Here is a 22,560-nt window from a genome sequence, read left to right as displayed (position 1 = left end):
AAATCATTATTTACTAACATATTAACATTAAAACCTCAACTTAGAAAATATCTTAAATAAAACACTTAGAAAAGAAGGTAAGTTTTAGAAAAAATAAAAACAGTCCATACACCAATAAAACTGGATCTGTTTAATAAGTAGTTTTTAAAAGTTTTTCTGTCAATCACACTAATTTTCAGAGAAACAGTACTGATAGTAAGCCTTATATTTTATTACATTTCATATATTTGCACTTGTTTTAATTAAGTCTAAATAAATAATGATAAAATTTTCTACTCTACTACTAGTGTTCTTTTCGATAAGTACACTCTCTGCACAACAAATTTCTAAAACAAATACAAACAACGAAAAAGACAAAACCACAAAAAGTCAAGATACTATCTTAAACGATAAATCGAAAGCGGATAACGAATTACAAGAAATTGTCGTTTCTGCCTCTAGAAAGGCTGAAATTCTAGATGAGGTTCCCTCATCGGTAACATTATTATCAAAAAAACAAATTCAACAGCAATTAAGCATAAGCTCCAATCTTAGTGACATATTAGGTGCAACAGTGCCGGGTTTGGGATTTTCGACTAATAGAACTCAAAATTTGGGTCAGACATTACGTGGTAGACGTGTTTTGGTTATGATTGATGGAATTCCGCAATCAACACCGTTGAGAGATGGTGCCAAAGATATGCGCTCACTAGATCCTACTGTTCTAGATCGTGTAGAAGTTATTAAAGGCGCAACTGCTATTTATGGTAATGGTGCCGATGGCGGTTTGATAAATTATATTACTAAAAAATCAAATCCAGACAAAGCAATAAGTGGATCTACAGAGGCTGGAACAGCTTTTTCTCTAGTTAAACCTGCTGAAACTGCTGGTTTCTTTGTATCACAGTTGTTTACTGGAAAAATAAAAAAGTTCGATTATGTGGTAAGCGGACGTTATGAAGAAACTGGTCTTTATCGTGATGCTAAAGGGCGTGTTCTTTCTCCTGAATACGGAATGAATGATCTTAAAAATTGGAATGCTTTTGCAAAAGTCGGCTATGATTTTAATGACAATAATCGTTTAGAGTTAATGTACAATTACTTCGAAAGTACACAGCATACAGATTACGTTGCTAAAGCTGGTGTTTATGGCAATTTTGATTCGCCAACAATTGGTATAAAAGGACAGCGTCCGGGAGAACCTGAAGGAACGCCGTATAACCATAATGCTAGTTTAAGTTATATTGGAAAAAACTTCATTGGAAAAACAGATGTTAATGCTTCTCTTTATTTTCAAGATTATCTTACGTTAATTAACTACAGTGATTTTTTTGAAAACAACGGACAACCTGCAACTCAAAGTAAAAAACTTGGTTTTCGTTTAAATTTAAATACACCTTATGAATTCAGTACTCTTATATCAGGTAATTTAACTTATGGTTTAGATATTCTATCGGATATAACTGATACTCATCTTACTGATGGCCGATTGGTAATTCCTGAAATGAAGATGAATAACATAGCTCCTTACTTCCAGCTTAAAAATATGTTTGGACCAAATTTGGTTTTAAAAACGGGTTTAAGACTTGAAAATGTAAATATTGATGTGCCAGATTATACTACTATAGGTATTCGTAATTATGTAAACGGTACTTACGTAGGCGGCGGAATTGCTGTAAATGGCAGAGAACTGGATTTTAATGCGCTTATGTTTAATGCGGGACTTCGTTATACAAAATGGTCATTGTTTAAACCTTTTGTAAGTTTTTCTCAAAGTTTTAGTGTTGCTGATTTAGGTTTAGTATTGCGTGCTGCCAAAGAAAATACAGTAAACAATACTTCGATAAAAGCAGTTACGGCAAACAATTACGAATTTGGTTTCTCTGGAGCTTGGGCTAAACTTTCTTATGAAGCTGCGGTGTATTACAGTACTTCAAAATTGGGAGCTTCATATGTATACATTGATGGTAATCCGCAGATTTCGCGCTCGCCTGAGAAAATTTATGGTTTTGAACTATCGGCAAAATATCGTCTTCACTCTAAAGTTGATATTGGCGCTAATTATTCTTTTACTGAAGGAAAAAGAGAGCTTACAGACAAAAAAGTATATTTAGGAGGTGATCGTATAAATCCGCCAAAAATTACTGCCTTTACCGTTATCAGACCTTTAGAAGCTTGGTCAATCTATTTACAAATGATAAATACGCCAGGAAGAGATCGTTTTGAACCTGTAAACGGCGCTTATACTTATGGAACAGGGCCTATAAAATCGTTCACGGCTTTTAATCTTTCTTCAAGCTATACTTTCAGAGAAAAAAGTACTATTCGTTTAGGTATCGAAAACCTGTTCAACAAAGATTATTATTCTGTTATCTCTCAATGGCAGTCAAGCAATATGAATTATGTCAAAGAAAATGGTACTCGTTTGACGGTTAGTTTTACGCAGGCATTTTAATACTAAAGTTAGCAATAATCCGCTATAAAAGATTTACAGCAGATTTTTCTAAATACAAAAGAGCCTTCAAAATCAAATAATTTTGAAGGCTCTAAATTTTAAGGAACAATTAAAACGTTGTCCCTTAGAAGTCTAAATACTGTTTGAATTAAAAAATAACCTGAAACTGAAGTATCGCCTGCCAATTTCCAATTAAATCTGGACGCTCTACATTATAAAAGGCTTGAGCTGCAGCAGAGTAAAACAGTTTGCTTTTTGTACCTATTTGGAATGTTTTTCCAGGGCCTCCTCCAATGGGAACCAACCATTGATTTCCGTTTGATGCCAGCCAGTTTACTACGATAGTTGCATTACTTTCAACAAACCATCCTTTTGGAAAATTGTAATAAGCAATGTACTGAATACTTCCTGAATTAACTTTATTTATATCATCACCGCCAAGAGACCAATAGTTTTGTAAAACAATGCCTCCTGAAAATTTATCTCCCGCCATATACAATAAAGCCGATGGTCCTAAACTTAAACGATTACTTCCTAATGCTGGATTTGTTCTGGTAGGAATTTGCATAGCAGGCCCAATACCCCAGCTGAACTTTCCTTTTTTTTGAATGCTCGAAAAATATCCGTTAAACAAAATATTCCCCATTCCTCCTTCATGTGTACCACCGTCAAAAAGCGGTGGTACAGTTTGAAATGGAATAATCGTATAGGTTATCAACTTTAAATTACTTGCCAATTTAAAAGGATAAACGGGTTGTATCGAAAAGGAACTTGCGGTACCATCTGCTACAGGCAATAAAACTTCCTGCAGAAAAACACTGCGCAGACCACTTACGGGATCTTGTCTTTTTTTGCTCATTTCTTCTATTGAGGTTTTCTCGCTTTCATTAGATTGGCTGAAAATGGGAAGACAAAAACAGAAAAATAAAATACTTAAAACACTATATTTAAAATTCATAGTATTTGTGTTTACTTATTAGAAAAAGGCTCCTTTATTTTACTTTTTCAAAATCGCCCGGTTTGTATTTTCGATCAAAAAACTCTTGTTTTGGTCCATAGAAACGAAATAAAGCAAACCATCCTTTACCCGGAACTGTTTTTAACCAGTTTGCTTCACCAGACGGCTTGTCAGGCCCAACAATAAAAGTTACTGATTTATCTGCGTTGTAAATAAGTTTGTTCATAGAGTTTAATGATGGATAAATTTGATCTTTTGCATCAACTCCTGAAGCCGTTTCTGCATCATACAAAGTTAACGACCAGAATAAACCTGCTGGCGGATTTGCAGGGAAAGTAATTTTATACGTATTCTCTCCCATCAAAAAATTACCATCTTTATCTTTATAAGCATTCCCATATTTCGCTCCTAAACCAGGAATAGAAGACATCATTCCTGTACTAATAGAATAGTGGTTAATATACATTTGTATTTTAGCGTTTACATCTGTATGTTTTGTTATTCTATTACGGTACTCTTCATCCAGCAAAGTACGCATGAAATCATCTTGTTTGGTTTTAGCGTGAGCAATCCATTTTCTGTCAGCCCACCAAAGTGCATCTTTTTCTTTATCATAATTTCCTGCAACGTTTTTAGCCATTTTCCATGCCGTTTGTGCCGCTTTGCCTAACAATTCTTTTTGTTTCTCTGTAGGTTTAAATGCTTCTCCTTTTTTGATTCCGATAGCTTCGAGCATACCGTGCATATAAGGATCTATATCGTCGACTTTATCACTTTGTATAAATCTGTCCAGCATTTCATAATAACTGAAATCGTGCGCAAATAAGGCATTTGAAGCAATATCAGAAACGTGTTTAAAATTCATCGGTTTTCTTTCTCCGTTGAGAGGATAGATTTTTATTCCTTCAACAGATTTTACTCCCGGCGATAAATCATCTACAGATTTAAAGAAACCACGCTGAAAAATAAAAAGTCCATTTGTTTTACATCTGAAAACGAAATAGTTTTTTTCGTCAACCGTACCTTTATAATCTGATGGAATTACTAAATACTTCCCTCCTTTTCCTTTATCAGGTCCAGGAAGACCAATATCACCTAAGTAAGTAGTTCCATCTGGTTTTGCAGGACCTGCAAGCGGTCTGTGCCAATAATCATCTAATATTCCCTGAAGCATTGGAGGAACTTCTAAAACCAAAGGTCCTGTTTTACTAAGATCAGCAAATCCTAAAGCATAAATTACATCAGAATTTGGTGTTGTAATTACGGTTTTTGGTTTCAGTCTTTTTTCAAAAACAGAAATTACATTATATCCTTCACCAGATATTTTGCCTAAACCTTCTTTCATCGCATACATATTTACAGCTGGCAATGCCCATAAATAAACTTGTGTAGCTCTTTGAAAATACAAATCATCATTTAGCTTTTCAGAAGATTCGGCTGTTGGATAACCTCCAACAATCTCTCCATCTGTTGCTTTATCAGATGAATTGCTAGTGTCGGTATTATTACCTGAAGACTCTTTACAAGCTGTAAAAAGCAATATTAAAAGTGTAAGAGCTGCAAATGATTTTTTCATAATTACAATTGGTTTTAATTCAAAAAAAATTCTCTTATATAACTCATACTAAATTAGTAATAACTATAAAGCACATCTAAGTAAACATGTTGCAAGTTCTAATTTGCAACATGAAATTTGAGTCTTAAAAGCAATCATTCTTTAAATTTGATAATCGTTAAGTCAAACTTTACCAAAGCTTATAACAATTTCCCTTTATTAAAAATGTGTAATCCTAAAATAAAGTCAAGATGAAAAAAATGCTATTATCCATTTGCATGCTCTCTATAATTTTTGTGAGCTGCAAAAAAAAATCAACAGTAAATCCTGAAAATGTAACAGCAGAAAAAGGCGTTGATACATTAAGTTCTGATTCGATTAAAGTGCCAGGATCAGATGTTTTACTTCATCCTGAATATGTACGAACTATTGCACGTGCAGCCTATATTTGGGGTTATCCGCTTGCTAATATATTTAATAGACGTAATGCTTTTCGTCCGTTAACCGAGCCCGGTAGACTTAATGGCGTACTTCCCGGGGCGCCTTTAGGGCAAATCTGTATGTTGTCAGATTACATAGCGCCTCAGCAAAACAGTGTAGCCTGTCCAAACCAAGATGTTGCATACGGTTATGGTTATTTTGAACTCGATAAAACTCCTGTAGTCATACAAGTTCCTGATTTTGGCGATCGTTTTTGGGTTTATGCACTATATAATGCTAGAACTGAACAAACGGGTCATATGGGAAAAATGTACAATACTAAACCCGGATTCTATTTGCTTCATGGACCTAACTGGAAAGGAAAAGTTCCTGATGGAATAGCTGGAGTTATTAAATTTGAAACAGAATTAGGAAATGCAATTCCGAGAGTATTCTTAGATGATACTCCACAAGATAGAGCCGCCTTACAACCTGTTATCAATCAAATTGTAGCGTATCCGCTTACTGAATTTGATGGAAAAATGAAAACTAAAGAATGGAATAAAGTTCCTAATATTCCAACAGGTGATACTGGCGGAGGTGAAATTAAATGGGTAGTTCCTGAAAAATTCTTTGATCTTTTACCTGAAATTTTAGAAAAAGTACCGCCTTTAAAAGGAGAAGAAGCTCTATATGCACAGTTTAAAGCTTTACTTGCAACAGCTGCAAAAGATCCTGCAATAAAAAAAATAATAGTTCAGGAGGCTGTTACCTTAAATGAAACTCTTATAAAAGATTATCTAAAATGGAAATACAACGGAAAACCTGCAGGTAATGGATGGAACAGATCTTTTCACAATGCTGTTTGGGGATTTGATTACACCAATCGTACAAGTTCTGGAAGAAGTAATATATTTGATAACAGACCTACTGAGACACAATATTTCTACACAGACGATACAACTAAAGGCGAGAAATTAAACGGCAGCAGCAATTATAAAGTAACTTTTAAAGTACTTCCTCCTGTAAAAGGTTTTTGGTCAATGACTTTATATAATGCAGAACATTTCTTTTTTGCGAATGATTTAAAACGCTATTCTCTTGGCACAAAAAACAAAGGTCTTAAAAAAGATGCTGATGGTTCACTGACATTATATGTTGGAAATAAAAATCCTGGTGCCGATAAAGAAAGTAACTGGATACCTGCACCTAAAGGAGATTTTTCATTATATATTAGAGCTTACTGGGGAGAAAAAGCAATTATAGATGAAAGCTGGACTCCGCCAGTTGTAGAAAAGTATTAAAAAGGTTCGTTTTTTATATTAAAAAAGGCAGATACTAAATTAGTATCTGCCTTTTATTATTAATTTTCAACCAGAGGCATATTATTCTTGTGATTTAAAAACTTTTGCTCAGGTTAATAAAATGTAGCACTCAAAGAGAAATCAACTTTTTTTTAAGAAGTCCATTTCTAATCAGATCAAAATACTTATAAATAAAAAACACCTGCAAAAAAGTCATTGCAAGTGTTTCGTTTATTGATCTATTATCTTTGTCTACAATTCAACATGAGTCAAACGACAATATATTATCTTAAATCAATATCTACTTTATCAATTTTTCCAGTGAACTTAAAGGGCACTTGATAGGAAGTAGTAACTGGAGAACCAGAATCTTCACCAATACCAAAAGTGTCAATACCAAATCGTGCTGCAACAGTTTTATCAATTCGTCCTTCACCTACTAATTTATTATTGATATAAAGTTTGCCTGTACCGCCTTTTCCTGTACCGCCGCCATCATAGGCAAAATCAAATCGTACTGTACTTTTTCCTAGCGGTATTGCCTCTTTTGAAGTAATTACATAGCGCGACTCATCGAAATAATTATAATGATAAACTAATTTTCCGTTTTGTACATACAATGCAAATCCTGCAGAACTTCCTCCTGATGCAACAATAATTCCGTTACTTGCTTTTGTAGGCACTTCAATTACGGCAGTAATACTGTGCGATTTATTTTTAGTATTTGGAGAAGCTGTTTCTGCCAATCTTGTTGCGCCAGCATAAAAAGTAAAATGTTTGCGTTTTGGATCTGACGGCGTTGGTTTTGGAGAAATTAATCTTCCTGTACCTCGATCGTCCAAAGGATACACATTGTTCTTTTTCGCTTCTTCTTTAAAAATCGCTTTTAATTCTTCTAATTTCTCTGGATATTTTTTAGCTAAATCTGTAGATTCGCTATAATCTTCATCAATATTGTACAGCTCCCATTTGTCATTATCCCAATTTCCAGGCGCAAAATCCTGTCTCCACGGAAAAGTATGCTGAGCAGCAGCAACCCATCCATTATCATAAATAGCTCTATTGCTGAAAATTTCAAAATACTGTCTTGTTCTAACAGGTTTTGCATTTTTATCTGCAAATGTCGAAAGGAAAGAAACACCATCCATAGGCTTCTGTTCTACACCATCAACCGATTTTGGAGCAGGTAAATGCGATGCGTCTAAAATGGTTGGTAATACATCAATTAAATGTACAAACTGACTGCGCATACCGCCTTTGTCCTTAATAACTTTAGGCCAGCTTACTACCATAGGATTTCGGCTTCCGCCAAAATGAGACGCAACTTGTTTCACCCATTGAAAAGGAGCATTTCCTGCCCAAGCCCAACCTACAGGATAATGAGGTTCAGTATTTGGATTACCAATTTCATCTAGGTGTTTTAAGTTATCTGCCAAAGGCGTTGCAATACCGCTTAAGGCTTTTACTTCATTAATAGTGCCTTCCATTCCACCTTCAGAACTGGCACCATTATCTCCAACAATGTAAAATATTAACGTATTATCGGCATCAGGAAGTTTACTGATAGCTTCTAAAAGTCGACCAGTTTCATGATCGGCAAATGAAAGATATCCTGCATAGTTTTCCATTAAACGTGCAAAAAGCTTTTTCTGATCTGCAGAAAGTTTATCCCAAGGCGTAACCCAGTCTGGTCTTTCAGTTAGTTTTGTTCCCGGCGGAATAATTCCCATTTTTAACTGACGCTCATATGTTTCTTGTCTTACAACATCCCAGCCTTTATCAAATTTACCTTTAAACTTTTCACGCCATTCCTTAGGTGCATGATGCGGAGCGTGTGCAGCTCCGGGAGCAAAATACATCATAAAAGGTTTTTGAGGCGCAACAGACTTACTGTATTCCATCCAATTGATGGCTCTATCAGTCATATCAGTCATAAAGTGATAACCTTGCTCAGGAGTTTTATCTGGCTCAACGGCTTTTGTATTTTCAAAAAGTACTGGATAATATTGATGCGTTTCACCACTTATAAATCCATAAAAATAATCAAATCCCAAACCTGTAGGCCAGCGGTCAAACGGTCCAACTACACTGCTTTCCCAATCTGGAGTATTATGGTTTTTTCCAAACCAACTGGTATTGTATCCATTTCCTTTTAATATTCGTCCAGAAGTCGATGTCGTTTTCGGAATCATACAATTGTAACTAGGGTATCCTGTTGCCCATTCTGCCAAAAAGCCCGATCCTGCGTTATGATGATTTCGTCCAGTTAACAAAGCGGCTCTTGAAGGCCCGCAAATTGCGGTAGTATGAAAACGATTATATTTCAAACCATTTGCTGCTAGTTTGTCTAGTTCAGGTGTAGGAACTGGACCTCCAAAAGTACTTACTTGCCCAAATCCAACATCATCTAATAAGATAATAACAATATTTGGTGCACCTTGTGGAGGTGTCACCAGTTTTGGCCATTCTTCTTTTGAATCTTTATAAGTTTCTCCTATTTTACCTCCAAACGGAGGCTCAGGAATTGGCAAACTTGTTCGATCTAATCCATCAGATTCTGACTTTTCTGTTACTGCATCGTTTTGCTTTGATTGATTACAACTGAATAAAAAAACTGCTGCAAATACCAAAAGTAGATTTCGGCTGATAAGTGTTTTCATAGTTTACAATTTTGTTAACACTAATTTACAATTAGCTGTCTAACAAAATTTTAAAATGATGTTGCAAGTTATAATATGCAACATCATTTTAAAAAACTATTGTATTATACAAAAGGACGATCTCAAAACTATTTACGAGAATTATAAGCTACTGTTTTATTTTTTTGCTGTAAATCAATAGTCACTTTTTTCAGCTGTCCTGTAAATTTATTGTCCCAAGCTTTGTAATCTTCTGAAACAGGAGTTGCATCGTCACGACCAACATCTGCGGTTTCATCTGTACAGAAAATCACCGCATGTGTCTTACTTATATTTCCTTGAGCAACTTGTTTGTCATTTATATAAATTGAAGCTATAGCGCTTTTTCCCATGCCGTCGCCGCTGTAATCAAATTTAAGTTTTATGACAGCGTTTCCTGAGGAAACTGCTTCTTTTGAGGCAACTGTAAATCTTTCTTTACCAAGCCAGTTGTAATGAAATATTGGCTTACCCCCTTTCATATACAAGGACCATCCGCCAAATCTTCCACCTTGACAAATAATCACACCATTGGAATTATTAGATTTATCTAAATTTGCTGTGATTGTAAAAGAGGTGTTTTTTACATTAATAAAAGCATTTTCAACCATTCCCGGTGTACCATTGTAAAGCGTTAATGAAGTTCGTCCAGCCATAAGATCAGGTCTTCCTGCAAGTTTAGCATTTAGTCTTTCAAAAGACCTATCGTCTATAGGAAGCACATGATATTTTTTTGCTTCAGACATAAACAAGTCTTGAAGTTCTTTTAGCTTTTCGGGATATTTTGCGGCAAGATCTGTCGATTCGCTAAAATCATCTATTGTGTTATAAAGCTCCCACTTATCCTGATTTAATGCAACTGGTTTGTCATATCTCCAAGGCACCTTATGAAGTGCTCCAGCCACCCAGCCGTCGTGATAAATCGCTCTTGAACCAGTTAATTCAAAATATTGTGTAGTGTGTTTTTCTTTAGCTTTTGCATCGTTAAAGGAATATACCATACTCACTCCTTCTATAGGATGTTCTGTAATACCATTTACCGTTTTTGGCTCCGGAAGACCGCTTGCCTCCAAAATAGTTGGCGCAATATCTATCATATGTGTAAATTGACTTCGCAGACCGCCTTTTTCTTTAATGCCTTTTGGCCAGCGTACAATCATTCCGTTTCGTGTACCTCCAAAATTGGCCGCAATCTCTTTTGTCCATGCAAAAGGGGCATCACCTGCAACAGCCCAAGCTGCTGAATAATGAGGTACACTATATGGACTTCCCTGTTTATCTAAATCATTATAATATTCTTGCACAGTTGTAGGAGCTCCATTTAAAAATGCAAGCTCACTGCCGCCGCCTAAACCACCTTCGGGACTGTCGCCATTATCTCCTAAAATGTAATATACAATGGTATTATCTGCGATTCCCATTTCTTCCAGCGATTCATACACTTTACCAATATAATAATCTGCATATTCACCAAATGCAGCATAAATTTGCATTTGTCTAGAATAGACTTTCTTTTCCATGTCCGAAAGTTTATTCCAATCTCTAATATCTGGATGTTTAGCTGCTAGTTTTGTGTTTTGAGGAACAACACCTAGTTTTTTCTGCCTTTCAAGAGTAAGTTCTCTCATTTTGTCCCAGCCCATATCAAATTTTCCCTTATATTTTTCGATCCACTCTTTCGGAACATGATGAGGTGTATGGGTTGCGCCCGGTGCAAAATACACAAAGAAAGGTTTATCAGGCGTTAGCGCTTTTTGAGCCTTCATCCAATCGATGGCATGATTTGCTAAATCCGGCATAAGATGGTAGTTTGGATCATTTGGAGGATCAATACGAGTAGTTCCGTCAAAAAGTCCGGGATACCACTGATTGGTTTCGGCTCCCATAAATCCATAAAATTTTTCAAACCCTGCTCCTGTCGGCCAACGGTCAAAAGGTCCTGATTCACTTATTTCCCAAGGCGCCGTTTCATGGCATTTACCAAATTGAGCGGTATTGTAACCATTAAGTTTTAATATTTCTGCAAGGGGTGTAATGTTTTGCGGGCGCAAACCTGTATTACCCGGAAAAGCGGTTGCTGTTTCGGCAATCGTGCCCATATTGTTAGAATGATGATTTCGCCCGGTCAGCAGCGCAATTCGGCTTGGAGAACATAATCCTGTCGTATGAAAACGATTATAACGTAACCCTTCCGAAGCAAGCTTTTCAGCAGTTGGCATATGAACAGGACCGCCAAAAACACTTGGCATTCCAAACCCCATATCATCAATTAAAATAACCAAAACATTTGGCGCATTTTTAGGTGCTTCGACTTTAAATGCTTTTGGAGGTTTCGCATTTCGTGCATCAAGTTCATCATATTCTGGAGCGTCGGGTTCTTTGATTGGAAGTACCGTTCTGTCTAATCCGTCATTTGATGCTGTTAAACTGGTTTCGCTATTTGCTGTATTTTCTTTTTTACAAGCTGCGAGGAGCAGCAATGCAAAACTAAAACTGAGGAGGATTTTTTTCATAGTTTAAAAGTTTTAAGAACGAATAAATTTACAACAGACAAAATTCATAAACACCTATAAAACAATTAATTAAGTTTCAAATTATAAAATGAAACCATTTTATATAAACCTTTGAAATAAAAACAAATTAATGTTATTCTCATATTTATCCTGCAAAAAACTACTGCTTTACCTTTTTCATTAAACATTGAAGCGGCAATTATTTATAGAAATACCATTCTTAAGTTTAAAAAAAAATCACTATTTTTAGTAAACTTTCATTCTTTTATTATGACCGATAAATCTCAGCTTCGTAGTTCTATTTTTAGACATCTAGATGGTTTGGCTGTTGCTCCAGCAGCTATAGCCCTTAAAAATAATGCCGTTTTAGAATTTATCTTAAACAAAAAACAGGTACAATTATCAGAACTTACAGCAGTTTTTAAAACAAATGAAGGTTATCTGAATGTAGGTTTGAGAATTTTGGCTTCTCAGGGGTTTCTTAATTATGCTGTCGATAATCATAAGCAAGAAATTACCATTTCGGTAAACGAAAAAACAGAAATTGCCTTTTCAATGTTTTATCTCTATCAAGATGTTGTTGATTTACTGCAGTTGTCTGTTCAATTTCATCCACGTCTGTTTGAAGATGTTCCGTTTGAAAAACTGAACACAATTTTTGAAAAATATAAAACAAAATACGGCATAAAACAATCTGATGATCTCTTGACAAACAGCATTCAGAATCAGATTTTAAAGCATATTGAAGGACATTTGATAGGTCCTACAATAGTTCGTTTGGCAATGAACGGGATGTTTCATAAGTATTTCATGGAAACTTCTTTCAAACCAGAAGAATTTCATAAATCGCCTGAAAATTTCAAAAAGATACTTGACTTTTTTGTCCATCTTGGATGGTTTTTAGAAAAAAACGGTAATTATCAATTTACCGAAGAGGGTTTATTTTTTGCCAAAAGAGCCAGTGCGTATGGTGTTACAGTTTCTTACCTGCCAACATTTGCTAAAATTGAAGAATTAATTTTTGGCAATCCCGACGTTCTACGAATGGCAGCTGATGGTGAAAATGAAATTCATGTTGATCGTGTTATGAATGTTTGGGGAAGCGGCGGTGCTCATGATACTTATTTTAAAGTTGTAGATGAAATTATTATTAAGCTTTTTAATCTGCCAATTGAAGAACAGCCAAAAGGAATTTTGGATATGGGCTGCGGCAATGGTGCATTTTTACAGCATATTTTTGAAGTAATTGAAAGACAAACTTTACGAGGAAAAATGCTGGATGATTATCCGTTGTTTTTGGTTGGAGCCGATTATAATCAAGCTGCTTTGAAAGTTACCAGAGCTAATCTAATAAAGGCCGATATTTGGGCAAAAGTGATTTGGGGAGATATTGGACGTCCTGATTTGCTCTCGGATGATTTGAGGGAGAATTACAATATTGACTTAAAGGATTTACTTAATGTAAGAACTTTTCTGGATCACAATAGAATATGGAAAGATCCTGAATATATCAAAAAAGACAGAGTCAGCTCTTCTACTGGAGCATTTGCTTATAGAGGAAAAAGAATCAGCAACAATCTTGTAGAAGATAATCTCTTAGAGCATTTACAAAAATGGTCTCCGTACGTTCGCAAGTTTGGTTTGCTTTTAATTGAATTACATACTATAAATCCAGAACTTGCAGCAGCCAATTTAGGAAAAACTCCTGCCACAGCTTATGATGCTACGCATGGATTTTCGGATCAATATATTGTTGAAATTGATGTTTTTAATGCTATCGCAGCAGAAGCCGGATTGTTTCCTGATCAATCTACTTTTAAGCGATTTCCAGAAGCAGATATAGCCACGGTAAGTATCAATTTATTGAAAGGGAATTAAAAAGATTCGTTTTAAACGCAAATTACGATTAACAAAATTCTTTATACAAAAAAGCTCCAAAATCAAATGACTTTGGAGCTTTTATATTTTTATTAATTACATTTAGTTCAAATCATTGAATTCGTGTAATGATTTTAATGTGCTTTCGTAAAACAAGATTGCAGCAACAAGATTTCCTTTATCTGAATAAGGCATCATTTTTCTTTGAAACTCTACTGTAGTGTCTAAGAAGTTTGTAGTTCCTACTGCTTGACCATCAAGAATTTTTTTATGATCTCCATCGTCTGGAATACCTAAGTCAGCCATTGTAACACCTGGTTTAGTTACCAAAGCGATATAAGGAAGTGTTTTTACTAATACTTTAATACGCTCAATGTACAATTCTAAAAGTTCACCTTTTTGCATACCGCTCAATTCTTTTTGATCGTGGTATTTACGAATGATAGCTGTTGTACTGATAATACTTCTTGGAGCGTTTTTTGCCTGAGCTGATACAGCGCCAGTTGTCAAGAAGAAAAGGAAACTTAGTAAAATAATCTTACTCTTCATTTTAATAATAGGATTTGGGTGTTGTTCTTAAAAACAAAAATATATAAATTAACTTAAATTACAACTTAATAATTTCTTTTTTATGTCTAGAATTTCATAACTTCTACGTTTTGATTATTCTAAAACGTCCTGGATATTTTATCCAAATGCTTTTTCTAGTGCCATAATAGTCCATAAATTCTTCGCAAACAAAAACGGCATGTGCTTTTGACCATGCAACAACTCCGCAGAATTCGCTTCCTGATTGCCGCTTTAATTTTTGTATTTGTTTACCAACCGTAAATCCTAAATACTTATAAATGGTTGGAGTATAAATGGTCCCGTCTTCCAAATCTTCTAATGCTTTATCAAATACAGCGTCTTTGTCGATGATTTGTTTATACTTTGCCATTACTGCATATGTAAGTATGGCATAATCTGTAATTTTTTCACTTTCGCAATTGTCTTTTATATATACAAAGCCAGCAGAAATTTTAGCTTTATTTATTTCATCACGATTCAAATTGAATGATGCATTATTCTTTAAAGTTATTTTATACAAACTGTCGTTTATCTTTTCGCTGACAAAAAGATTATCTAATCCGTAAACATTTAAAGATGCTTTAATAAATGCAATTGAGGAACAATTAGTACGTTCGCCCTGTTTAAAACTTTCAAATATCTTATCTGAACTCAATTGAGAGTAAGCATTTGCGCATACTAACATTAAAAATAAATATATTGAAGTAACCGATTTTATCATTATTAGATTTTGTAATTGTTTTCCAATTGATCTCTTGAAAATATTCAGATTATACAAATCTATAAAAATCAACTCGTAATTGTTTTCATTACTTCTTAACTTTTTTCGAAAATCAAAATTGCCTTAAAAATTTTACAAAATTTTATGATTGAATATAAAACCAATATGTAATTTTTATCGTACATTTAATAGATAACATTTTAAGGATGCAGTAAATTCAAATGAAGTAGTTTTTGGAGCATGTTGGCTTTATCATTCTTAAATTATCGTTTATCAAGTTGAGTGCTTGAAACAAAAAAGCGATCTTTTTTAGATCGCTTTTTTATTACTTTTCTTCTTCACTTTTTAACTGCAATGCTCTTTGAAGAAAGCTTTGATGTAATATCTTATTTTCGGCTTCATTGATCGCCTTAAATAAATTGTTCTGATTATCGGTAATTTCTGTAAGTACATTTTTCATAATCTCCCAAACAGGTTTCATCTGTTCTATCAGCTCCTGCCCTTTTGACGTAAGCTGAATGAGCCTTTTACGCTCGTCAATTTTATCTTTTTTAGAGCGAATCAGTTTTTGTTTCTCCAGTTCTTTAAGCAAACTTATGGTTGATGGATGTGTGTAACCAATTTCATTGGCCACTTCCACTACACTCAATACACCTTTATGATACAAAGTATAAATTACTGGAAACCATTTTGGCTCAAAATCAATTCCATAAGCTTTATAAAACAATGCGCCGTCTTTACGCAATTGTTCGCTTAATCGCTGCAATCGTGTTGAAAGCGCCAAAATTCCTGATTCGTCTATAATATTCATCTTTTATTTCTTTAAGTTTAAATGGCAGAACACATTGTCTGGAGCCATTAATGGAAATGTTTTTGGAAGCTCTCCTTTCTCAATTCGTACAAAATTATTCTTTTCATAAAAACGTAATGCCGCTTCTAATATCGAAACTGTTCCTAAATATAGATCATCAATTTTATTCTGTTGACAATATTCAATTAAAGTTTCTAATAATTTTTGAGCAATTGAAAATTCTTTTCCTCTAAATTCTTTCTTAACAAACATTTTTCTAATGGCTCCTGTATTCGATTCAAACTTAATTAAAGCAATGGTTCCTACAAGTTCATCATTAATAAAACACCCCCAAAAGTTTCCGCCTCCTGCATGATAAAAATTAGTTATGTTTAGCAAATCAGGCTGATCTTCAATTGTAATTGCAACATTAAACTCATTTTGCTGAATGTTTAATATCAAATCTACAATGTCGTTCGAATATTGATTATCGACAGGTTTAATAACAAGTTTCATATAGTATAAATTTTATAATACAAAACTACGTAGTTAAATACATAAATAAAAATAAATACGAAATTTTATGATTTATTTGAGATTGTTTTTAATGTCTTTGCTGTTAAACATTAAAAAGAGAATCGGGAATAAATAACACCTTTTCTAGTGCTTTATCCCTTAAATTGTTTTAAATTAGTAACTAAAGTGACTTTAGGTTCAATTAAATCTCAGGGAAAATATGAAGCAGATTATAGATATTTTAAATTTACGTGAAGGTGAAAACGACAGAGCTTTAACTCTTGAACAGGTAAAAAAGGACATTGAATTTAAAGGAGCAAATTTATGGATCTTGGCGTGTGCAATTATGGTCGCTTCGGTTGGGTTAAATGTAAATTCGACCGCAGTAATTATTGGTGCCATGCTTATATCTCCATTAATGGGACCTATTGTTGGAGCTGGATTTGCATTGGGCATTTATGATTTTGCACTTTTAAAAAAATCATTACGAAATCTTCTAAATGCAACCTTTGTAAGTTTAGCCGTTTCAACACTTTATTTTTACTTAAGTCCTTTCAAAGATGTTCAATCTGAATTGTTAGCACGAACTTCTCCTAATATTTATGATATTCTTATTGCCTTTTTTGGAGGTATTGTGGGAGTTATTGCAATTACACGAACCGAAAAAGGAAATCCTGTTCCGGGAGTTGCAATCGCAACAGCATTAATGCCTCCTTTGTGTACTGCAGGTTATGGACTGGCAACCGGGCAGTGGACATTTTTTCTAGGAGCATTTTATTTGTATATCATAAACTGCGTTTTTATTGGTATTGCTACTTTTTTGATCATAAAATACTTGAATTATCCGCCGGTAAAACAAATTGATGAAAAACAGCAAAAAAGGGTAAAACTTATAATAGTTGTGGTTACTACGAGTATGTTAATACCTAGCAGTTACCTTGCCTTTTCATTATATGTAGAACAGCAGTTTAAAAAAAATGTAGATCTTTTTCTTGATGATGAATTTAGCAGTAAGGGATATACTGTCGTGTATAAGAAAACGGAGTTTAATCCGCAGAAGAAAAAAATTGAATTGGCATTTCTTTCTAAAAAATTTGATGCACAAGAAATAAAGGAACTCAAAACAAAACTGAACAGAAATAAATATTTAAAGGGAACTGAACTTCTTATCAGACAAGAGAGCGATGATAAACAGGATCCTTTGAAAAATGATCTTCTGAATAAAATTAAAAGCAGTGAAAACGAAATGGATGCGAAAGATTTAAAGCTTTTGCATCTCGAAAAGGAACTTGCTAAGAATAAGTTTGATAATGAACAAATCTTAAAGGAGACTAAAACTTTATTTCCTACTATTTCTTCTTTATCTGTCACAAAAACAAATTTCGTTACCGAAAGAGACAGCACCTATGCCATTACTGCTGTAATCTATGATGGCAAGGGAACTTTTAATGAAACTGATCAAAAGAAATTTAAAGATTGGCTTAGCGTTAGACTTGCTGTTAAGGATGTAGAAATCTTTAAGAAGCAGTGATGACAATCTTATTTTTTGACCTCCTTTTTTTTAATTTTATTAGATTCAAAAAGATAAAAGTTCATACTTTAGTACTTATAAACCCAAAAATACTATGGAAACATCAAAAGAGCAATCAGATAATACTACACCAAAAGTTACCGGAATTGGCGGTGTTTTCTTTTTTTTAGATAATCCTCAGGAAACCAAAAACTGGTACGCTAAAAATTTAGGCTTTGAAATCAACGAATGGGGCTCTGCAGGTTTTGAATCAAGAAATATTGATAAACCTGAACAAATAGAATCAACACAATGGTGTCCTTTTAAAAAAGGAGATGAATATTTTTCACCATCCAAAAAAGATTTTATGATTAATTATCGTGTTCAAAATATTGAAGCATTTGTAGAAAAGCTCAAAGAAAATGGCGTAACAATTCTTGACGAAATTGAAACCTACAGCTACGGAAAGTTTGTACACATTATGGATATAGAAGGTAACAAGATTGAGCTTTGGGAACCTATTTATTAAAGAATATTTTACGTCTATATCTGTTTTTTAACTGTTATTCAACTAAATAAAATCAATAAAAGCTTAATTTTACATTCTTAAAGTTAAGCTTATGGAAACGAAACAAATATGGGCTAATTTAGCAGTAAAAAACCTCGAACGAACCACTAAATTCTATTCTGATCTGGGATTTAAATCAAATGGACGTTCAAAAGAAATAACCAGCTTTTTTGTTGGAGACAACAAATTTATTATACATTTCTATTTAAAAGAGCAGCTTGAAAAATTCATGCCTGAAATAGCCGATTTATCTAAAGGAAATGAAATTTTATTTTCGCTCTCAGCAAAAAGCAAAGAAGAAGTCGATCAATGGGCAGAAACAGTCAGGAAAGCTGGTGGTAAAATTTTTCTTGAACCCTCAAACTATGATTTAGGCTACACTTTTGGTTTTTCTGATTTGGACGGACATAAATTTAATGTTTTGTACTGGCCTGGAATGTAAAAATAACAAACATTACATAGTGTAACCAATTATAATGACATCATTAATAGCATATTTTACCAAACTTGGCTTTTCAGAAAGTGATTTGTCCGAATTTTTAAATTGTATAAAAACTCGTGAATTTTCAGCAAACGAATTGATTTTAGCCGATGGGCAATTGGAGAACTATTTATCATTTATAGACACAGGAATTGTTCGCTATTATGTGATTGCAAACGAAAAGGAAATTACATTTGATTTTGCCTTTAAGGATTCATTCTATTGTGCATACGATTCCTTTTACAATAGAACAAAAACTAAAATTTACATTCAAACCTTAACTGATTGTCAACTGCACTCCATCTCATACGAGAATTTACAAAAGCTTTATAAAAAATGTGAAACAGCCAAAAAACTAGGTCGCATCGCAACAGAGTATTTATTAGACAAAAAAGTAAAAAGAGAATTAGATCTGTTGACGAAATCACCACAAGAACGTTACAGCAAATTGCTTCTTGAACAGCCAAAATACATTCAACAAATTCCATTAAAATATCTTGCGTCTTATATAGGCGTAGTTCCAGAAACCTTAAGCCGAATTAGAAAACGCATTACTTGACCAAAGTCAATTCTTAAAACTTTTAATAAACAGAGCTTTGTATTACTATTTTAAAAACTAAAATTTAATACAAAATGAAAGTTACAATTACGCATATTGACACAGCCTGTGTTTTAATAAACATTAATGGTTTCAAAATTCTAACAGACCCGACGTTAGACAAAAAAGACGTCTTTTTTCCTAAGTATGTCAGCAGTCCCCTAGCCTTTTCAAAAAAATATATTGATCCAACGTTATCAATAGAACAAATTGGCAAAGTCGATTTAGTGCTGTTAAGTCACGATCATCACAAAGACAATCTAGACCATCAAGGTAGAATTTTCATCAAAACCGTTCCAGTTGTTCTTTCTACAAAAGATGCCGTTAGACGTCTAAAAAACAACAATACAATTGGTCTTGATAACTGGGAAGAATATCACGTAGAAACTCCAAAAGTAAAACAGCTGAAAATAACTGCCATACCTGCGCAGCATACAAACATTAAAAGATTAGACAAAATCATGGGCAAAGTTTTAGGTTTTACGATAGAATGGGCAGAACAAACAAACGGCTGCATCTATATTTCTGGAGATACAGTATTTTTTGATGGTTTAGTACAATTAGAAAAAAAGAAAAAAGTAGACATTGCCATTTTACACTTAGGTGCAGGCGCATTTCCATATTTAAAAAAGAACTTGCGAGTAACTATGAATGGTGAAGAAGCTTTAAAAACAACCCAGCTTTTAAATCCAAATATTGTAATTCCAATACATTATGAAGGATGGTGGCACTTTAAACAATCGGTAAAATCCTTAAAAAACGAAATCGAAAAATCTGAATTTAACGAAAAATTTCTATGGCTTACAAGCGGAGTTGAAAGCGAGTTGGCTTAATAAAATAAAGAAAAACAACAAAACCTTCAATATCAAATGACTTTGAAGGTTTTGAAAAACTGATCGCCACATCAAAGTAAGAATATTTCTTATCTTCGCACAATAAAAAATCAACAACTATAAATCTTGAAATTGTTATTGTTATTCTCAATAACGCAAACCATTCTTGATTAAAAAAATGAATGTCTATTTATAGAAATAGAATAAATCTTAACTTATTTAGGCAGCAAGTTGAAAAACAAAGAAGAAGTGAATAACGTTGAAAACGAGAAAACAAACTGGGCTGTCTGCCAGGAATGTCAAGGACGCGGCAAAATAACCAAAAGACTTGGCAAAAAGGTACGACTGCGCTACCAAGCAGCTTTAGATCAGTTTGAAAAAACAAATAAAGAAGGAACCGCTCCCGCTCGTCCCAAAGCTCCGCAGCATCCTTGTGCAAAATGTTCAGGTTCAGGCTTAATTCCTTCTGTAAACCACCCAACACCAGATACTGAAAACTATCCTCATGTTGCCATTATTGGGGGCGGCATAGGTGGTGTTGCTCTTGCGACAGCTTGTTTACACCGCGGAATCCCTTTTACACTTTATGAACGAGATTATAATTTTGATGCCCGATCTCAAGGCTACGGACTTACTTTACAGCAAGCCAGTAAAGCGATAGAGGGACTAGGAATTTTTACCTTAAAAGAAGGAGTCGTTTCGACCAGACACATTGTACATAATACCGATGGTAAAGTAATTGGAGAATGGGGAATTAGAAAATGGATACAATCACACGAAAAAATTTCTCCAAAACGTAATAATATACATATCGCCAGACAAGCGCTGCGTTTAGCAATGCTGGAGCAATTAGGCGGGCAAGATAAAATACAATGGGGACATCAATTAATAGATCTAAAAGAATCTAATGAAGGTGTAAGCCTAAGTTTTCAGGTAAACGGAAATACAATAGAAACAAAAGCCGATCTTGTCGTTGGCGCAGATGGTATTCGAAGTTCTGTACGCAGACTCTTAATTGGCGATAACAGCACTCCCCTGCGTTATCTAGACTGTATTGTAATATTAGGGATTTGTCCTTTAAGTGCTCTTGAAAATCTTGAAAGCCCTTTATTAGACTCAGCAACAGTATTTCAAACCGCCAATGGAAATGAACGCATTTACGTTATGCCCTATACAGCAGATTCAGTCATGTGGCAGCTTAGTTTTCCGATGTCTGAAAATGAAGCCAAGGCATTAAGTGCTTTAGGACCAAAAGCTCTTAAAGAAGAAGCCCTTCGCAGAACGCAGTGGCACAATCCCGTTCCTCAGATTGTAGGCGCCACTTTAGAAGCTCAAATTTCTGGTTATCCTGTTTACGACCGAGAATTGCTAAAACCAGAATTGCTTGAAAAAGCAGCATATGCAACCTTGATTGGAGACGCCGCTCACCCAATGAGTCCGTTTAAAGGACAAGGAGCAAATCAAGCTATTTTAGACGCACTCTCGCTCGCTCGCAAAATACTGAAAGGATGTAAACCTTTGTCGCAATGGAGAAAAAAAGGCATCAGACAAAGTGTGCTGACAGATTATGAATCAGAAATGCTAAAACGAAGTGCAGTCAAGGTAAAAGATTCAGCAGAAGCTGCAGAATTCCTGCATTCTGAAATTGTGCTCCATAGCGGAGATGAACCAAGAGGCAGATGTTTAAAGAAGAAAGACATAAACTAAGGAAAATCTACAAAAGAATAGTATTAATTTGAATTCAGAAGTAAATTATAGTAAAGATATTACTTATATTAGCTCAATAAATAGCACTCCATTTTTAAGAATTGGTGTTGTATTAAATAAACAGCTATTTAGATAAACAATGACAGAATCAAATCAGTTGCTTTTTTTCTTTAGTGCATTAGGGGCTTTTAACGGCTTGGTGCTTTCATTGTATTTTGCAATAAATGCAAAAAAAAACAATACAAACTACTTTCTATCTCTGCTCCTATTAGTTCTAAGTATTAGAATTGTTAAATCAGTTTTTTTTTATTTCAATCCAAACTTATCAAATATATTCATTCAGATTGGTCTTTCGGCATGCGTTCTTATCGGTCCCTTTCTTTTTTTATATTTAAAAACAAACACTTCAACAGAAAAGACATATTGGATAAAACATGTAATACCTTCTTTTGCAATAGTTGCTGTAATAGGAATTTTATATCCCTATGTTGAGTATCGTAAAAATTTGGAGTACTTGGATCGTAAA

At 34.2% G+C, this 22,560-nt stretch carries 17 protein-coding genes and 1 pseudogene; 10 read left to right on the top strand and 8 right to left on the bottom strand.

Annotated features, from left to right (window positions below; genetic code table 11):
- Positions 1-259: 259 nt before the first annotated feature.
- Complete coding sequence (locus tag BOW55_RS17560; RefSeq protein WP_129025380.1) at positions 260-2,434, top strand: TonB-dependent receptor; 2,175 nt, start codon at positions 260-262, stop codon at positions 2,432-2,434.
- 148 nt (positions 2,435-2,582) lie between these two features.
- Here BOW55_RS17560 and BOW55_RS17555 read toward each other — a convergent pair whose 3' ends face one another.
- Positions 2,583-3,392, bottom strand: a complete 810-nt coding sequence (locus BOW55_RS17555; RefSeq protein WP_129025378.1) for a hypothetical protein — start codon at positions 3,390-3,392, stop codon at positions 2,583-2,585.
- 34 nt (positions 3,393-3,426) lie between these two features.
- The gene (locus BOW55_RS17550; RefSeq protein WP_129025376.1) at positions 3,427-4,968 is read right to left on the bottom strand and encodes a DUF1254 domain-containing protein; all 1,542 of its coding nucleotides are present in this window, start codon (positions 4,966-4,968) and stop codon (positions 3,427-3,429) included.
- Between the two features lie 230 nt (positions 4,969-5,198).
- Here BOW55_RS17550 and BOW55_RS17545 point away from each other — a divergent pair, with 230 nt between their 5' ends.
- Entirely contained in the window at positions 5,199-6,671 is a 1,473-nt protein-coding gene (locus tag BOW55_RS17545) for a DUF1254 domain-containing protein (RefSeq protein WP_129025374.1), read from the top strand.
- Positions 6,672-6,955: 284 nt separating this feature from the next.
- Here BOW55_RS17545 and BOW55_RS17540 read toward each other — a convergent pair whose 3' ends face one another.
- A complete protein-coding gene (locus tag BOW55_RS17540) occupies positions 6,956-9,331 on the bottom strand; it encodes an arylsulfatase (RefSeq protein WP_129025372.1) in 2,376 nt (791 codons plus the stop codon).
- A 128-nt stretch (positions 9,332-9,459) separates the two neighbouring features.
- Positions 9,460-11,862 (bottom strand): arylsulfatase, encoded by a 2,403-nt coding sequence (locus tag BOW55_RS17535; protein WP_129025369.1) that lies wholly within the window; start codon positions 11,860-11,862, stop codon positions 9,460-9,462.
- A 270-nt stretch (positions 11,863-12,132) separates the two neighbouring features.
- Between BOW55_RS17535 and BOW55_RS17530 the strand changes: the two genes are divergently transcribed.
- Positions 12,133-13,740, top strand: a complete 1,608-nt coding sequence (locus tag BOW55_RS17530) for a class I SAM-dependent methyltransferase (protein WP_129025367.1) — start codon at positions 12,133-12,135, stop codon at positions 13,738-13,740.
- A 102-nt stretch (positions 13,741-13,842) separates the two neighbouring features.
- Here BOW55_RS17530 and BOW55_RS17525 read toward each other — a convergent pair whose 3' ends face one another.
- The 4 genes from BOW55_RS17525 to BOW55_RS17510 form a co-directional block, all read right to left on the bottom strand.
- The gene (locus BOW55_RS17525) at positions 13,843-14,289 is read right to left on the bottom strand and encodes a hypothetical protein (protein ID WP_129025365.1); all 447 of its coding nucleotides are present in this window, start codon (positions 14,287-14,289) and stop codon (positions 13,843-13,845) included.
- A gap of 103 nt (positions 14,290-14,392) precedes the next feature.
- Positions 14,393-15,031, bottom strand: a complete 639-nt coding sequence (locus BOW55_RS17520; RefSeq protein ID WP_241686603.1) for a hypothetical protein — start codon at positions 15,029-15,031, stop codon at positions 14,393-14,395.
- A gap of 325 nt (positions 15,032-15,356) precedes the next feature.
- Complete coding sequence (locus BOW55_RS17515) at positions 15,357-15,842, bottom strand: MarR family winged helix-turn-helix transcriptional regulator (RefSeq protein ID WP_089055616.1); 486 nt, start codon at positions 15,840-15,842, stop codon at positions 15,357-15,359.
- 3 nt (positions 15,843-15,845) lie between these two features.
- The gene (locus BOW55_RS17510) at positions 15,846-16,337 is read right to left on the bottom strand and encodes a GNAT family N-acetyltransferase (protein WP_129025363.1); all 492 of its coding nucleotides are present in this window, start codon (positions 16,335-16,337) and stop codon (positions 15,846-15,848) included.
- A gap of 220 nt (positions 16,338-16,557) precedes the next feature.
- Here BOW55_RS17510 and BOW55_RS17505 point away from each other — a divergent pair, with 220 nt between their 5' ends.
- The 7 genes and pseudogenes from BOW55_RS17505 to BOW55_RS21065 form a co-directional block, all read left to right on the top strand.
- Complete coding sequence (locus tag BOW55_RS17505; RefSeq protein ID WP_206733619.1) at positions 16,558-17,868, top strand: DUF389 domain-containing protein; 1,311 nt, start codon at positions 16,558-16,560, stop codon at positions 17,866-17,868.
- 94 nt (positions 17,869-17,962) lie between these two features.
- Entirely contained in the window at positions 17,963-18,376 is a 414-nt protein-coding gene (locus tag BOW55_RS17500) for a VOC family protein (RefSeq protein ID WP_129025361.1), read from the top strand.
- A 91-nt stretch (positions 18,377-18,467) separates the two neighbouring features.
- Positions 18,468-18,857 carry a VOC family protein gene (locus BOW55_RS17495; protein WP_129025359.1) on the top strand — a complete coding sequence of 130 codons (390 nt, stop codon included), beginning with the start codon at positions 18,468-18,470 and terminating at the stop codon, positions 18,855-18,857.
- 34 nt (positions 18,858-18,891) lie between these two features.
- Positions 18,892-19,455 (top strand): Crp/Fnr family transcriptional regulator, encoded by a 564-nt coding sequence (locus BOW55_RS17490; protein WP_129025357.1) that lies wholly within the window; start codon positions 18,892-18,894, stop codon positions 19,453-19,455.
- A 74-nt stretch (positions 19,456-19,529) separates the two neighbouring features.
- A complete protein-coding gene (locus BOW55_RS17485) occupies positions 19,530-20,327 on the top strand; it encodes an MBL fold metallo-hydrolase (RefSeq protein ID WP_129025355.1) in 798 nt (265 codons plus the stop codon).
- A 231-nt stretch (positions 20,328-20,558) separates the two neighbouring features.
- On the top strand, positions 20,559-22,034 hold the full coding sequence (locus BOW55_RS17480; protein ID WP_371414534.1) for an FAD-dependent oxidoreductase: 1,476 nt from the start codon (positions 20,559-20,561) through the stop codon (positions 22,032-22,034).
- A 139-nt stretch (positions 22,035-22,173) separates the two neighbouring features.
- Positions 22,174-22,560, top strand: a pseudogene (locus BOW55_RS21065) (AraC family transcriptional regulator); the annotation flags it as partial.

The sequence above is a fragment of the Flavobacterium sp. YO12 genome, from assembly GCF_004119495.1.
GTDB lineage: Bacteria > Bacteroidota > Bacteroidia > Flavobacteriales > Flavobacteriaceae > Flavobacterium.
Note: the sequence above shows the minus strand (reverse complement) of the source record. Positions and strands in the feature narration are given on the sequence as shown.